15 protein-coding genes are annotated in these 13,569 nt (G+C 68.6%); 11 read left to right on the forward strand and 4 right to left on the reverse strand.

All coding sequences use genetic code 11. From position 1 onward, the window contains the following. Nucleotides 1–26: 26 nt before the first annotated feature. Genes AB0M48_RS05670 through AB0M48_RS05695 form a run of 6 tightly spaced genes read left to right on the forward strand, consistent with a single transcriptional unit; the run spans nt 27 to nt 5,381 of the window. Nucleotides 27–1,292 (forward strand): extracellular solute-binding protein, encoded by a 1,266-nt coding sequence (locus AB0M48_RS05670; protein ID WP_363836178.1) that lies wholly within the window; start codon nt 27–29, stop codon nt 1,290–1,292. 5 nt (nt 1,293–1,297) lie between these two features. Further along, nucleotides 1,298–2,272: a sugar ABC transporter permease gene (locus AB0M48_RS05675; protein WP_363836179.1), complete on the forward strand. Its 975-nt coding sequence runs from the start codon at nt 1,298–1,300 to the stop codon at nt 2,270–2,272. Then, entirely contained in the window at nt 2,272–3,099 is an 828-nt protein-coding gene (locus tag AB0M48_RS05680; RefSeq protein ID WP_363836180.1) for a carbohydrate ABC transporter permease, read from the forward strand. The genes AB0M48_RS05675 and AB0M48_RS05680 overlap by 1 nt, the downstream gene beginning before the upstream one ends. A 1-nt stretch (nt 3,100) precedes the next feature. Continuing rightward, nucleotides 3,101–4,276, forward strand: a complete 1,176-nt coding sequence (locus AB0M48_RS05685) for a mandelate racemase/muconate lactonizing enzyme family protein (RefSeq protein ID WP_363836181.1) — start codon at nt 3,101–3,103, stop codon at nt 4,274–4,276. Between the two features lie 44 nt (nt 4,277–4,320). Continuing rightward, nucleotides 4,321–4,593: an L-rhamnose mutarotase gene (locus AB0M48_RS05690; protein WP_363836621.1), complete on the forward strand. Its 273-nt coding sequence runs from the start codon at nt 4,321–4,323 to the stop codon at nt 4,591–4,593. 29 nt (nt 4,594–4,622) lie between these two features. Beyond that, a complete protein-coding gene (locus AB0M48_RS05695) occupies nt 4,623–5,381 on the forward strand; it encodes an FCD domain-containing protein (RefSeq protein WP_363836182.1) in 759 nt (252 codons plus the stop codon). Between the two features lie 398 nt (nt 5,382–5,779). Here the strand turns inward: AB0M48_RS05695 and AB0M48_RS05700 are convergent, their stop codons facing one another. Further along, a complete protein-coding gene (locus AB0M48_RS05700; protein ID WP_363836183.1) occupies nt 5,780–6,184 on the reverse strand; it encodes a nuclear transport factor 2 family protein in 405 nt (134 codons plus the stop codon). A 100-nt stretch (nt 6,185–6,284) separates the two neighbouring features. Continuing rightward, nucleotides 6,285–6,656, reverse strand: coding sequence for a helix-turn-helix domain-containing protein (locus tag AB0M48_RS05705; protein WP_363836184.1), 372 nt, complete (start codon nt 6,654–6,656; stop codon nt 6,285–6,287). Between the two features lie 151 nt (nt 6,657–6,807). Between AB0M48_RS05705 and AB0M48_RS05710 the strand changes: the two genes are divergently transcribed. The 3 genes from AB0M48_RS05710 to AB0M48_RS05720 all read left to right on the forward strand — a co-directional run bounded on the left by AB0M48_RS05710 (nt 6,808) and on the right by AB0M48_RS05720 (nt 8,809). Further along, entirely contained in the window at nt 6,808–7,176 is a 369-nt protein-coding gene (locus AB0M48_RS05710) for a helix-turn-helix domain-containing protein (RefSeq protein WP_363836186.1), read from the forward strand. Nucleotides 7,177–7,376: 200 nt separating this feature from the next. Beyond that, entirely contained in the window at nt 7,377–7,757 is a 381-nt protein-coding gene (locus tag AB0M48_RS05715; RefSeq protein ID WP_363836187.1) for a hypothetical protein, read from the forward strand. Between the two features lie 479 nt (nt 7,758–8,236). Next, nucleotides 8,237–8,809, forward strand: a complete 573-nt coding sequence (locus tag AB0M48_RS05720) for a hypothetical protein (RefSeq protein ID WP_363836189.1) — start codon at nt 8,237–8,239, stop codon at nt 8,807–8,809. A gap of 133 nt (nt 8,810–8,942) precedes the next feature. Here the strand turns inward: AB0M48_RS05720 and AB0M48_RS05725 are convergent, their stop codons facing one another. Together AB0M48_RS05725 and AB0M48_RS05730 are read right to left on the reverse strand one after the other, a co-directional pair. After that, nucleotides 8,943–10,223 carry an MFS transporter gene (locus tag AB0M48_RS05725; protein ID WP_363836190.1) on the reverse strand — a complete coding sequence of 427 codons (1,281 nt, stop codon included), beginning with the start codon at nt 10,221–10,223 and terminating at the stop codon, nt 8,943–8,945. Nucleotides 10,224–10,306: 83 nt separating this feature from the next. Then, on the reverse strand, nt 10,307–12,301 hold the full coding sequence (locus tag AB0M48_RS05730; RefSeq protein ID WP_363836191.1) for an AAA family ATPase: 1,995 nt from the start codon (nt 12,299–12,301) through the stop codon (nt 10,307–10,309). 209 nt (nt 12,302–12,510) lie between these two features. Between AB0M48_RS05730 and AB0M48_RS05735 the strand changes: the two genes are divergently transcribed. Both AB0M48_RS05735 and AB0M48_RS05740 read left to right on the forward strand, forming a co-directional pair. Next, a complete protein-coding gene (locus AB0M48_RS05735; RefSeq protein WP_363836192.1) occupies nt 12,511–12,819 on the forward strand; it encodes a hypothetical protein in 309 nt (102 codons plus the stop codon). Between the two features lie 50 nt (nt 12,820–12,869). Further along, complete coding sequence (locus AB0M48_RS05740) at nt 12,870–13,568, forward strand: hypothetical protein (protein WP_363836193.1); 699 nt, start codon at nt 12,870–12,872, stop codon at nt 13,566–13,568. Nucleotide 13,569: the final 1 nt, after the last annotated feature.

The following is a 13,569-nucleotide window of genomic DNA, read 5'->3' on the forward strand; positions in this document are numbered from 1 at the left end:
GCCACCGTCTCTAGAAGTGAGCAGCAATGAAGCAGCGCACACTCTGGTCCGCCGCCCTGGTGGTGGGACTGACGCTGACAGCGGGTTGCGGGAGCGCGGCCGGGCCGGGCACCTCGTCCGGCGGTTCCACGGACGAGCTCGTGGTCTGGGACTGGAAGTCCGGTGACGCGAAAGCGGCCGCCTACGTGGAGAAGGCCAGGGCCGACTTCGCCAAGAAGCATCCCGGCGTGAAGGTCGAGTTCGTGGCTCAGCCGTTCGACCAGTACTACACGTTGCTCGGCGCGGCCATCCAGTCCGGCAAAGGGCCTGACGTCATCATGTTCAACGGTGGCGGGCAGATCCGCGACCGGGCCGACGCGCTCGCGCCGCTGGACGACCACGTCGCGGACGACAGGAAGCGGCTGGCCGGCTGGGACGCGTTCACCAAGGGCGGCAAGGTCTACGCGGCGCCGGTGACCCTGCAGGGGCATCCGATCTACTACAACAAGGACCTCTACCAGAAGGCCGGCCTCGACGCTCCCGCCAAGACCTGGGACGGCTTCGTCAAGGACTGCGGCGTCATCTCCCAGAAGACCGGCGCGAAGTGCTTCGCGCTGGGCAACAAGGAGGGCATCGGCATCCAGTTCTTCCTGTCCGCCACGGGATCGGCGGTGCTGACCCCGCAGGAGTACGACGACTGGATCACCGGCAAGCGGAACTGGTCCTCACCGGACGTCAAGCGGATCTTCGAACTGTGGAAGCAGGCCGGGGACTCAGGTCTGAACACCGACGGCGCCAACTCCACCCCGATGTTCAACGACGCGTTCGCGGCCTTCAACTCCGGCAAGGCGGCCAACGTCATCGGCCTGATGTCGGACGTGGGGCACTGGAAGGACTTCGCCGAGTTCCTCACCCCGGAGAAGGTCGGTGTCGTGGTGGCACCCTCGGTCAACTCGGCGGCGAATCCGAGCCTGCCCTTCGACGGCGGCATCGGCTACGCGATCGCCAAGTGGACGAAGGATCCGAAGGTGGCCTCGGACCTGGTGCGTTCCTTGACCTCGACCGACGCGCTCAAGGCGTTCTACGACAACGGCGGCGCGATCGCGTCCGACACCACGATCGACACCGCCGCCGGAGGTCCGGCCGTCAAGACGATCGTGTCCGAGGTCAAGAACGGCAAGCCCGCCCTGCACGTCGCGCTGTCGTCCAAGACGATCGACCTCATGGGACGCCTCTCCCAGCAGTTGCTCAGCGGCTCGATCACGGTGGACGAGGTGCTGCAGCAACTGGCCGCCTCCGACAAGACGGGCTGACACGGGTGTCCGCACACTCTCTGTCCTCGGTGGACCGGGCCGGGTCCACCGAGGGGTCCGTCGGCAGTCCGCCGGCGCCCCGGCCTGCCACCGCTGCGGCGCGGCGCAACCGGAGGGGCTCACGAGCGGAGCGCCTGGCACCACTGGTCTTCCTGGCACCGGCGGTACTGATCCTCGTCGGCCTGCGCCTGTGGCCGCTGGTGCTCGGCATCAACTTCTCCTTCACCGGTGACGGCGACCGCAACGGCCTGGTGGTCGGCTTCGACAACTACCTGACCCTGCTCGGCGATCCGCTCTTCCGCACCGCGTTGCGCAACGTCGGCCTGCTGGTCCTGCTGCTCCCGGTCGCGGTGGCGATCCCCGGCCTGCTCGCGACCTTCATCTACCTGAAGGTGCCGGGACACCGCGTGTACCGCGGCGTCTACTTCTTCCCGGCCGTGCTCTCCCCCGTGATCGTCGGCGCGATCTTCACACTGCTGCTGGCCTTCGACGGTCCGCTCAACGTGCTGCTCGGCGGCTTGGGCATCGGGCCGGTCGACTGGCTCGGCGATCCCGACGTGGCGATCTTCGCGGTCGTCGGGGTGCACGTCTGGGCGACGTTCGGCATGGCGCTGGTCGTTTTCCTGGCCGGGTTCGCCACGCTCGACTCCTCGTTGCTGGACGCGGCCGAAGTGGACGGAGCGTCGCTGCCGCAGACCATCTGGCACGTCATCGTTCCCAGCCTGACGCGCACCATCCAGTTCGTGTTCGTCACCACGATGATCGGCATGCTGACGTCGATGTTCGGCCTCGTGTACGTGATGACCAGCGGCGGGCCGGAGGGGTCGACCTACCTGCCCGAGTACTACGTCTGGATCCAGCAGGGACAGATGAACCGACCGGCGCTCGCCTCCGCGGCGTCCACGATGCTGTTCCTGATCATGCTTGTGGTGGGACTGGCCCAGATCGCCGTCCTGCGACGCACGGGCAAGGAGGACTGATGTCCGGCACCCGGCAGACCAGATGGGTCGTCGCGATCCCCATGGCCGCCCTCGCGCTGGCCACGATCTACCCCCTGGTGTTCACCATCAACGTGGCCATGAAGACCCGGCGCGAGTACGTCCTCGACCGGTTCTCCCTGGCCGATTCCCTGAGCCTCGACAACGTCGTCAAGGCGTGGACGAGTGTCGGGATGTCGCGGTACTTCCTGAACTCGGTGGTCGTCGTGGCGTGCTCGGTCGCGCTGCTGCTGTTCCTCGGGTCGATGGCGGGCTTCGCGCTCGCCCGGCTGCGCTTCCGCGGTTCGTCCACGTTGTTCCTGGCGATCCTCGCCGCGTTGTTCGTCCCGTTCCAGGTGATCATGGTGCCGCTGGCCCGGGTCATGGCCGGCACCGGTCTCGTCGACACCTATCCCGGGCTGGTCCTCGCGTACGTGGCGCAGTTCCTGCCGTTCACGATCTTCCTGCTGACGAGCTACTACTCGACCGTGCCTCCGGAGATCATCGAAGCCGCGCGCATCGACGGGAACTCGGTGTACGGGGTCTACTGGCGGATCATGCTCCCGATCGGCGCGCCCGCGCTGTTGTCGGTCGGCGTGCTCAACGCGTTGTTCTGCTGGAACGACGTGCTCATGTCGTTGCTGATGATGCCGTCCGCGGAGCACCGCACGCTCATGGTGGGCGTCACTTCGTTGCGCGGCCAGTACTCCGACGACATCCCCACGTTCGCCTCGGGTGTGCTGATCGCCGCGGTCCCCGTCCTGGTCGTCTACCTGTTCCTGCAACGCCAGATCGCCGACGGTGTCACCGCCGGGTCCACGAAGGGCTGACATGCGCATCACTGGATACCGGACTCTCACGACGGTCCAGGACTGGGGTCGGCCGGTCGGCGACGCCAACGGCGTCTACGCCGACGGCCTCGTCCGGGTTCCGCTCGTCGTCGTGGAGACCGACGAGGGCATCACCGGCGTCGGGCTCGGCCCTCACATGGAGATCGAGAACATCTTCGCCGCCATCGAGGGCGAGGACCCGCGTTCCATCACCGCCCTCTACGACCGGATGCTGCGCCGCACGTTCAAGCCGGGCCACGCCGGCGCGGTGTTCGGCACCATCGGCGCCCTCGACACCGCGCTGTGGGACATCAAGGCCCAGGCGGCGGGAGAACCCCTGTGGCGGCTGCTCGGCGGACGCGACCGCCTCGTGCCCGCCTACGCCTCAGGACTGGACATCGCCCTGGACGACAGCGAGTTCGTCGCGGTGTACCAGGCCTACGCCGACCTCGGGCTGCGCGCGGCGAAGATCAAGGGCGGCCTCGACGTCGAGCACGACGGCTACCGGCTCGGCCTCGTGCGCGACGTCCTCGGCAAGGCCTGCCGGGGAACGCGGCCGAGCCTGATGCTCGACGTCAACGAGACCTGGACGCGCAAGCAGGCGGTCCGGTACGTGAGCGAGCTCGAACGCACCCTCGACCTGACGTGGATCGAGGAACCGGTCCGGCGCTGGGACGCGGAAGGGCACGCGGCGGTCGGCCGCGGCGTGCGTGCCTCGGTCGCCTCGGGCGAGAACCTCACCGGGCTCGAACAGCACAGGCCGCTCATCACGGCCGGAGCAGTCGACATCGTGCAGACGGCCGCGGTCTGGGGCATCACCCACTTCCTGCGCGTCGCCACCCTCGCGCACGCGCACGACCTGCCCGTCAGCCCCATCGGCACCACACCGGTCGGCCTGCTGCACGCCGCCACGTCGATCCCCAACCACCTGGTCAGCGAACTGCAGGACCTCCGGCCGCCAGTGGGCGTCCGCCCCGATCTGCACGTGGAGAACGGTGCGTTCGTGCTCGGGGACAGCCCCGGCCTGGGCGTGCGCATCGACGAAGAGGCGATCGCCGCCGCGGCGCATCTGCTCCCCCACCCGGCTTCCGGCGGCGCGCACATACGGCCGGAACGGGCAGGGCACCGCCTGCACGTGGCTGAGGTGGGCACGCAAAGCGCCAACGTCACCGCCTAGACATGTCACAGGAAACCACAATGGACAGTCCACAGCGCTACGGCATGGTGATCCGGCTGCGCCCGGAACGACGCGAGGAGTACCTGCGCCCGCACTCAGCCGTGTGGCCCGCCGTCGAACGAACGCTGCTCGACGCCAACATGCGCAACTTCACCGTCTTCCGTGAAGTGCCTGGTGCGGCGCGCGCATCATCAAGACGAGCGCACGCTGTGAGACGACGAAGATCACCGTGTCGGCGGGATCGATGCCGGGCCGTCGCAAGTGCCGGAACCGTAAGTCGTCATACGACTTCATGTCAACAGTCGTATGATGATTAGCAAGTGCTGGTTACCGGTAGTGTGTGCCCATGACCAGGGCACGAGGGAAGAACACCGGCCCACCCGGCCAGCTGCCCTCTCTTCCACGGCGGCCGGCCAGGCTCGCCCTTGCGGTGATCGAAGCCCTCACCGACCAGATCGTCTCCGGACAGTTCCCGGCAGGGTCGCAGCTGCCGCCGGAGCCCACCCTGTGCGAGATCTTCGGCGTCAGCCGGATCACCGTGCGCGAGGCCGTCAAGAGCCTGGAGGAGAAGGGGCTCGTCCTCGCCCGCCAGGGCTCGGGGACCACGGTGACCGAGCAGGACGGGTGGACGCTGCTCGACCCGATCGTGCTCGCGGCGGTCGTGCGGCACGACTCCCAGCTGACGTTGCTCGATCAACTGGTCGATGTGCGTGCCCGCCTCGAGGCACCCATGGCCGCTCAGGCGGCCCGTAACGCGAGCGCCACCGACATCGCCGAGATAGCCGCTCTCCTCGCGTTGCTCGACAGCCAGGTGGAGGAGCAGGGAAGTTTCCTCGAGACCGATGTCGCCTTCCACGACCGCATCATGCGGGCCTCCGCCAACCGGCTGTCGAGGTCGATCGTGCGCACCGTCCACGCCGAGGCGCGCAAGAGCTACCGCTACTCCGGTGCTCCGACGTCGACCGAGTGCAGGGTCACCAACGACGAACACCGCGCCGTCTTCGAGTGCATCAGGAACAGGGACGAGGCCGGCGCAGAACAGTCGATGGCACAACACATCCTGTCGGCCTGGGAGCGTCGCCGGCCGACGCACCGCTCCGACTGACCGGTTCAAGGGTGCTCGACGCGACGACGGGACGCGTCACCGTGCTGCCACGGGTCCTCCCGGCCGAGGCCGCCGACCAGGTCCTCTCGCGACGCGCGACCGGATCGTGCCGATCGGACAACCCCGCCGGGAACGCCTGCCGCGCCTCGCCCGCGGCGCTAGCCGGGTCTTGCCGACTCCGATGTTCGACACCCGACAACGCGTGCGGCCGTCCGGGCGGGGCGAGCACGGAGGTCGGCAGATCACTCATCCCAGCACCTCCCGTGTGCCGAACACCGCGGCACAGCAGCGGCCGCACACGTGGCGGGCGAGGTCTGCCCGGGCAGCGTCCGCCTCCAACGGAGAAGGACTCATGCCGGCCGACAGGCTTCCATCGTCGACCGGCATCTCCGCACAACTCAGGCAGCGCCCCAGAAGGCGTCCTCGGACTCGGGGTCGGTGGAGAACAGCCACACTTCGGCGATCCGGTCGCCCTCGACGCGCAGCAGGTCGACGCCGTCCTGGCCCATCGTCGCGTCCTCACGCTTCCCGCTGAAGTGGATCGGCACCGCGACCACCGCGCCGTTGACCATCAGTGGCCCGATCACCGAGAGCTCGAACGTCCCTTCGCTGGCGGTCATCATGCCGCCGATCAGCTGACCGACCGCGGCGCTGCCGCGGTGCGTGCCGGAGAACCGGTGGGCACCCGGCTGGTGCCACACGACGTCCTCGGCGAACAGGCTGGCAACCGTGGGGAAGTCCTTGGCGGCCAACGCCTCGAAGTACCTGGTCGCAACAGCCAGCGGTCCGGTGGGCTCAGTCATCGAAGTTCCTTTCAGGAGTTCGTTGCTATGGCCCGATAGTCACCATTGGTGTCCAGTTACCTCAACGTAACTGAGGCTCCCTTGTGACGCACGCCACAGGTCAGCGGGTGGCGTCGAACGCCTCGCGTGCCGCGAGCACCTCTTCGGCGTACCGCTCCGCCCAGTCGCCCAGCTCCCGCATCGGCGCGTGCAGCGTGCAGCCGAGCTCGGTCAGTTCGTACACGACCCGGGGCGGCACCTCGGCGTACGCGTGGCGGGCGACGAGTCCGTCGCGTTCCAGGTCGCGCAACGTCTCGGTGAGCACCTTCGCGCTGACGCCCTCGACCAGCGTCCGCAGGTCACCGAACCGCAGGCCGCTGCCGCGGCCGAGCGCGATCACCACCAGCGCCGACCACTTGTTGTCCAAGCGCGCCAACGAGGTGCGCGTCGACCAGATCGCCGCGGACGCGGTCCACTCGGAGTTCTGCGACATGGGCCCCATCCGCTCGTCGGTTGCGTTGCAGCGACCAGCCGCTGCGGTGAGCATGGACGCCCCTACTCCGCACCTTGCTGGAATTCGCTCTACGAACCTATAGTTCATTGCGGTAACTTGCTATCCGAACGCAACCGAGAAGGGGGCGGCCGTGCCACAGCACCCCGCGTTCAACGTGCTCACGGCGACCTGCCCGTCACGGACCTCGCTGGCCCGAATCGCGAACAAGTGGACCGCGATGATCGTCTCCGCGCTGGGCGACGGCAAGCTCAGGTTCTCCGACCTACGCTCCACTGTGGACGGTATCAGCGGCAAGGTGCTCACGGACACGCTGCGGGACCTGGAACGCGACGGACTCGTCAGCCGCCACGTGTACGCCGAGGTACCGCCCAGGGTTGAGTACGAACTGACCCCGTTGGGGCGCACCTTGCGCACTCCGCTGCGAGCGTTGAACCGCTGGGCGGAGGAGCACATCGAGCAGGTGCTCGCGGCACGTGAGGCCTACGACGCCAGGAGCTGACCTGTCGCCAGTCAGGCCGAGGGGCCGCCCGGTGCGGGCAACTGGCAGATCCGAGCTACGCGGGGGAACCAGTGGTCCCTCGATCTAAGAATGGGCAATTTCGTCAGATAAACGTGGCCCTCCCGCGGACAATTTAGATATTTGAGGGACCATTGAGAAGGACGTGGAAACACACCTGCTACAGCTGCTAGCGTGGCGTCGTGTCGAAACACCGATCGCCCGAAACCGTCCTCGCGGTGGAACACCATCGAGCCCTGCAATCCTGGCTGAACGATTCCGGCGAGGACGCGCTCCGTCGTTTCAAGGCAGCGCACGACCCGGATTTCACGCTCGTCGATGTCGAGGGCGCCCGGCGGGACCTCAGCCAGTTGGAAGATCTACTCGACGGTGTCGGCGGATCGATGCCCGGCCTGGTCATCGACATCACCGAGGTGACCCTCCTGGCGGAGTCCGGAGACCTGAAGCTGGTGCGGTGGACGGAAACCCACCAAGGCGTGGGCGAACCGAGAATCCGCATCGCCACTGCGGCATTGCGCAACGATCGGTGGCTTTCGGTTCACGAAACGTTCACTCAGGCCTGAACATGCGCGACGCCGAACTCGTGATCCTCGAGCCAAGTTCTTCCGCGGTCGCGGCCCAGCCCTATCTCCTCTCCACCATCACTCCCCCGGAGGTGTCGGCGGCGGAATTGTACGAGGATCCGGCCGATTTGTTCTGCCATCCGACAGAACTGGCGCAGATCAAGAATGCAGTCCTGAGCGGCAGAAGGAATACATTTCGGTCATGCACTGCGCACGAGTCGCGCTCGCCGTCCTGGGGCACGGAGAAGCGAAGATCCTGAAGGGCGCGCCGACGGGGCACCCGTCTGGCCGCCAACGTGGTGGGATCTCTCACCCACTGCGAGGCCTTCCGCGGAGCTGTCGTCGCACCACTCGAGCGAATGCGCGCGATCGGCATCGACGCGGAACCCACATCGCACACCACGACGAGTACGCGATGGCTTAGCTCAGGTGCGTAAAACCTGATGAGCAGGCGACGGTCGACGGGATAGCTTGTCCCAATGCCCGACGAAGAACTGCTGCGCCGATGGGAGGAACGCTGGCCGAACTGCCCGCCCATCGGCCACGAACTGCGCTGTGAGCGGGATCGGTGGGTGCGTTTCCACAGCCTGCCGGAGTCCAAGCGCTACCCGGACACCGAGGACGAGTGGGCGATCGTGCTGGACCGCTACAACACGGTCCTCGACGAACTGTTCGCGGGCCTTGACGTCTACGTCGCCACATCGGACTGGTCTGACACCGCTGTGCCACCCGAACGCCCGCACGAACGCACGCAGTGGCACCCCGGGGCCCATCACTGGACCTCGATCCTCACAGATCCGGATCCGGACGATCCGATTTACACGCACGTGTACGTCAGCCGGATCCCGTGGGAGCGCGGCCGCATCGACACGCTGCTGCGCGCCGTCGCCGACGACGCCACCGCGGGAGTGCTGATCACCGATGCCGGTCTGCAACGGGTCTACCACCCGTACGACGGTGGCGCCGACGTCATCCTCACCACGAGCGCCGAACGCGATCAAGTGCGCGAGCGGCACGCCGACTGGCTCTCCGCGCACCCGTTGGGGCTGTAGAACCTCAGCGGTTCGATCGCCCCTAATTAGAACCTGTATCGCCCAAGGATGTGGGCGCAGCTCACCGTGAATTCGTCGGCGACCTGAGCGCTGAGTGTCGGCCGCCAGGATCGCGCCGGGGGCCGATCTCGGATCAGAGGTTCCGGTACGGCCGGCTGAAGAACCCGACCGAGAAGGCCGCGGACACGCCCAGTCCGGCGACGGCGATCACGACCTCCGGGTCGACCGTGCTCAGTGCGGTCCCGGCGAGCAACGCGGAGGCCGGGTAGGCGAGACCGGCGCACGTGGCCAGCAGGCTCATGACTCTGCCCAGCGCTCGGGCAGGCACTGTCTGCTGGAGCATCGTCATGTAGAAGACGTTCACCGTGGCCTGCAAGGACGCGGCGGTGAACATCGCCGCGGTCGCCACCACCAGTGAAGAGCCCACCGGGACACCCGTCAGAGCGAGTCCCTCGGCGATGCCGAGGCAGAGCGCGATCAGCCCGCGGCGGCGCAGCCGAAGGAGTGCCGGGCCCAGCAGTGCTCCGATGACCGAGCCGGCACCGAGGCCGGCCATCATGACCCCGAACCCCAGGGCTCCTCGGCCCAGCGAGCCCTGGGCGAAGATCGGCAGTGCGACCTCGATCAAGCCGACAGCGGCGAGGTTGAACACGAGCGTGGTCAGCAGGGTCATCCTCACCAGGGGCGAACTGACGGCGTACCTCAGCACCGATCGCCAGGTCCGCAGCCGGTCGCTGTCCTGGACGTTGTCGTCGGCGTGCCGCGCCGCCGTGTCATCGGCTGGTTCGACCGCCGGCCTGGACGGTCGGATCGCCATCAGGGTCAGGCTGGACACCAGGAAGGTGATCGCGTCGATCAGCAGGCCCACGCCGCTCTTGAGCGACGCGACGAGCATTCCACCCAGCGCGGGCCCGGCGATCCTCGACGTGCTCTGCATGATCCGGATCAGGGAGTTGCCCGCGGCGAGCGACTCGGGACGCACGATCTGCGGTAGTACGGCGAACGACGCCGGCATGAAGATCCCGCCGAGGGCGCCGAACGGAACCGCAACCGTGATCATGGCCCATAGGGGAATCTGAGCGTTGGTGGCGAGCACGACGAAACCGAGCACGACGAGGGCACGGAGCGCGTCCGCCGCGAGCATCACCGGCCGGGCGCCCACGCGGTCGGCGAGCGCTCCGCCGACCGGGAGGAAGGCCAGCCTGGCCGTTCCGTAGCAGGCCAGCACCACGCCTAGGTTCGCGGGACCGCCACCCTGGTGGAGCATGACGAACGGCAGCGTGATGAGGTAGATGCCGTCGCCGATATGGGAGAGCAGCTGGCCGACGAGGTACAGCGCGAAGCGTCGTTCCCGGAGTGGAGCCAGCAGGCGGACGCCAAGCCCTCCGGAGGTCACGGCCGTCGGTTTCGGCATCTTCTCACCTGTGGGGTGCTGAAACGCGGTCAGAGTCGCGGAGGGGGCACGGGCACCGCTGGCTGCCGGAGTGGCCGTCGCTCCTACTGGTCCGGATGGGTCAGGGCGCGCCACGTGATGTCGCCGAAGCGCTCCAGCCCTGTTCTGAGGTGCCTGCGGTAGCTGCTGAGCGGGACGTTCAGCCGCCGGGACGCCGCCTCCTGCGTCATGTTGCCCACCAGGTAGGTGGCGGTCAGGGCCGCGTGTGCCTTGGCGCCCTGTCGTTCGGCGCGCAGGGTTTCCAGGTGGCGGCGCAGCGCGTCGCGCAGGGCGGTGGCGCGGTCGTCGGTGTCGGGTGGCACGAGAGTGCTGTGCGCCAACGGGTTTGCGGCCAGGGCGTCCGCGTCGGACCAGTTGCGCAGCGCGTTGCGCAAGGCCTCGTCGAACGTGCTGCGGGACAGGACGTCGTCCTGCCTGCGCGCGGGGTTGGTGGTCTGCTCCAGCCACGGCTCTACCGGCACTTGGCGCCAGTCGTGGGCGTAGAGGTGGTAGGCGTGGTCTCCCACTGTGGCGGTGCCGATGTCGTGCATGTCCCAGAAGGCCAGGTGCGCGGTCCAGAAGTCGCGGTCGCGCATGACGATGTAGGAGTTCACCAGCGAGGTCGTCCGGAAGATCTCGGCCATGGCCCGTCGCTGGATCAGGTCCAGGACCGGCGAGGTCCGCTGGTAGCAGCGGGGTTCCACGGAGAACCTGGCGATGCCGATGTGCTCGCCGGCGCGTGGTGCGGCCGTGCCGCGGCTGTGTTCCCAGGCCGCGGCCACCACGGGGTCGGCGACGATGTCCTCGACCACCGGTTCGGACAGGGCCAGCCATGCCGAGAAACCGATCACCGGGCCGTCCTCGGTGTCCCGGTAGACGCGGAACGCCTCGGGGTAGCGGCGGATCCAGTGTGCGGCGGCGGCCGCGGACCGGGGGCCTTCGGCCTCCTCGGCCAGGCGCAGCACGTGCGGGACGTCCTCGGGGGTCAGGTCGTCGTCCAGGACGGCCGTGGGGTGCGCCCACACGTAGAACTTGTCCATCCGGCCCTCGGTGCGGTGCACGTAGACCAGGTCGCCTGCGGTCGCCATGAGCGCGGCGTCGGAGGCTGTGCGGACCTTGCGGAGGAGTTCGGTCGCCAAGCTTGCCCGGACGCGGTGGAACGCGGCCTGGTCGCGCCACACGAGGTCCGCGGTCAGCGACCTGCGGACGACGTCGTGCGGGTACAGGCCGCGGGGTCCGGACTCGATGAACGGCAGGCCGCGCAGCCAGGCGAACATCGCGGGCGCGTCCTCGCCGGGCAGCGCCACCGACAGCAGGTCCTCGGTGGTGGCCATGAGCAGCGCGGAGACCTCCAGCGCATGTCGCCGCTCGGGCGTGCGCACCTCCCCCACCAGGCGGCTGAGCAGCGCGTCGACCACGTCCGCGGAGGGCTTCCAGGCCCGCTCGAAGCCGAGGTCCACCGCGGCGGCCAGGGACAGTGCCAACGGGTTGCCTCCCGCGAAGGCCATCACGGCCTCCTGCCGCGCCGGCTCGACACCCTTGGCGGACAACAGTTCGGCGGACGTTGTGGGTGGGAGGGCCCGCAACTCCAGGACGCGCAGGAGCTCGGCCCAGCCGGGATCGGCGCGCCACTCGGCGTCGGGTGCGTGACGGCCGGCGAACACCACGACCGCGTGTTCGGCGATTCGCGGCAGGAAGCGCTCCCGCAGCCACACCTCCAGCCACTGCACGTGCTCGAGGCCGTCCACCAGCAGCACGACGCCGGGGACGTCCAGCACGGGCCTCGCCACGTCCTCGAAGTCGCGCGGGGAACCGTCGAGGAACCGGCAGTCCACCTCGACCACCTCCCGGCCCGAGACCGCGGCCAGCCGGCCGAACTCGCGCAGCAGGGAGGACTTGCCGATGCCGCCGGGGCCGTGGACGTAGAAGACGGGGTGTGCCGCGGCGGTGGTGTCCAGCGCGGCCCGCAGCGCGGCCAGTTCGTCGTGCCGGCCGACGAACGCGTTCGCCCGCACCTCGCGCAGCCGATCCGCCAGCGTGCGCGGCGCCGTGTCCGCCATTCCCTTCCTCCTGCCGTCCGCCTGCGACCACCCGGCCGCACACCACGGGCACCGTACTGGGAGGCGCCCGCGGCCAGGTCCCCCAGGTGATCACAAGTGGACGCAAGTGAGCGCCTGGTGGACTTCAGTACGGACGGGGCCGGCGGACAAGCTGTGGCGTGACCATCGCACCAACCGTCGCAGGGCCGTGCCGTCGCACCGGGACTCGCGTGGCAGCGGCACCCTCTGGCCGGGGCGCGCGGGAGCAGCGCCACCCCCACGACACCGCCGACGAAGCACTGGTTCGCGCGGTGTTCAACGAGCACGGGCGGGCGATGCTGGCCTACGCCACGGTGCTCACCGGTGATCGTCCGGCCGCCGAGGACGTGCTGCACCAGGCCTTGATCCACGCCTGGCGCCACCCCGCCTGCCTCGCCGGTGACCGGACCGCGGTCCGGTGGCGGCTGCTGAGAGTGGTCCGCGACCTCGCGTCGGAACGCTCACCCGCCACGTCCCGCCTGAACCTCGCCGCGCGTTGACCCGCCTCGAACCGATTCCACCGCTCACCGCCAGTTCAAGGAGCTCCACCGTGTCACTGCCCACGCTCCCATCCCCGGTTCCGGGCCACTTCGTGCTCGACGCCCTGTACCTCGGAGCGCACCCGGCGATCATCCGCCACCTGCTGCACAGCGGTCCGCCCGATCACACCGGGTTGCGCAGGTCGATCGCCGAGGCGTTCACCGGGCACCGCGTCGAGCACCTGGAGTCGCGGGTCCGCCAGATCGCCGACGAGCTGCTGGACCACATCGAGCTGAAGTCCGATGTGGACCTGGTGGCCGAGTTCGCGGCACCGCTGTCGATCGCGGTGGTGTGCGAACTGCTCGACGTGCCGCTCGACGACCACGACGAGTTCCGCCGGTGCGCGGAGGCACTGCTCGCCGGTGAGGACGCCGAAGCGGTCCGCAGCTCGGGTGACGTGGTGGTGCGCCACCTGGTCGGCCTGGTGGCGGACCGGCGCGCACACCCCGGGGACGACTTCTTCTCCGCGCTCGTGCACGCCGACGACCAGCTCGACGACCTGGTGTCGTCGGCGTTGCTGCTGCTCGTCGCTTGTCACGAGACCACGGTCGATCTGATCACCGACGGTGTTCGCGCGTTGCTACCTGCCGACAAGCTCGACGAGCACCCGCTGTTCGACCGGGGCGTCCACGACGACGTCGCCGCGCCACTGGCCGGAGTCGCGGCACGGATCGCGATCGGTTCGTTGCTCGAACGCCGAACTAGGTAGT

Source organism: Lentzea sp. NPDC051208, assembly GCF_040682435.1.
Lineage (GTDB): Bacteria > Actinomycetota > Actinomycetes > Mycobacteriales > Pseudonocardiaceae > Lentzea > Lentzea kristufekii.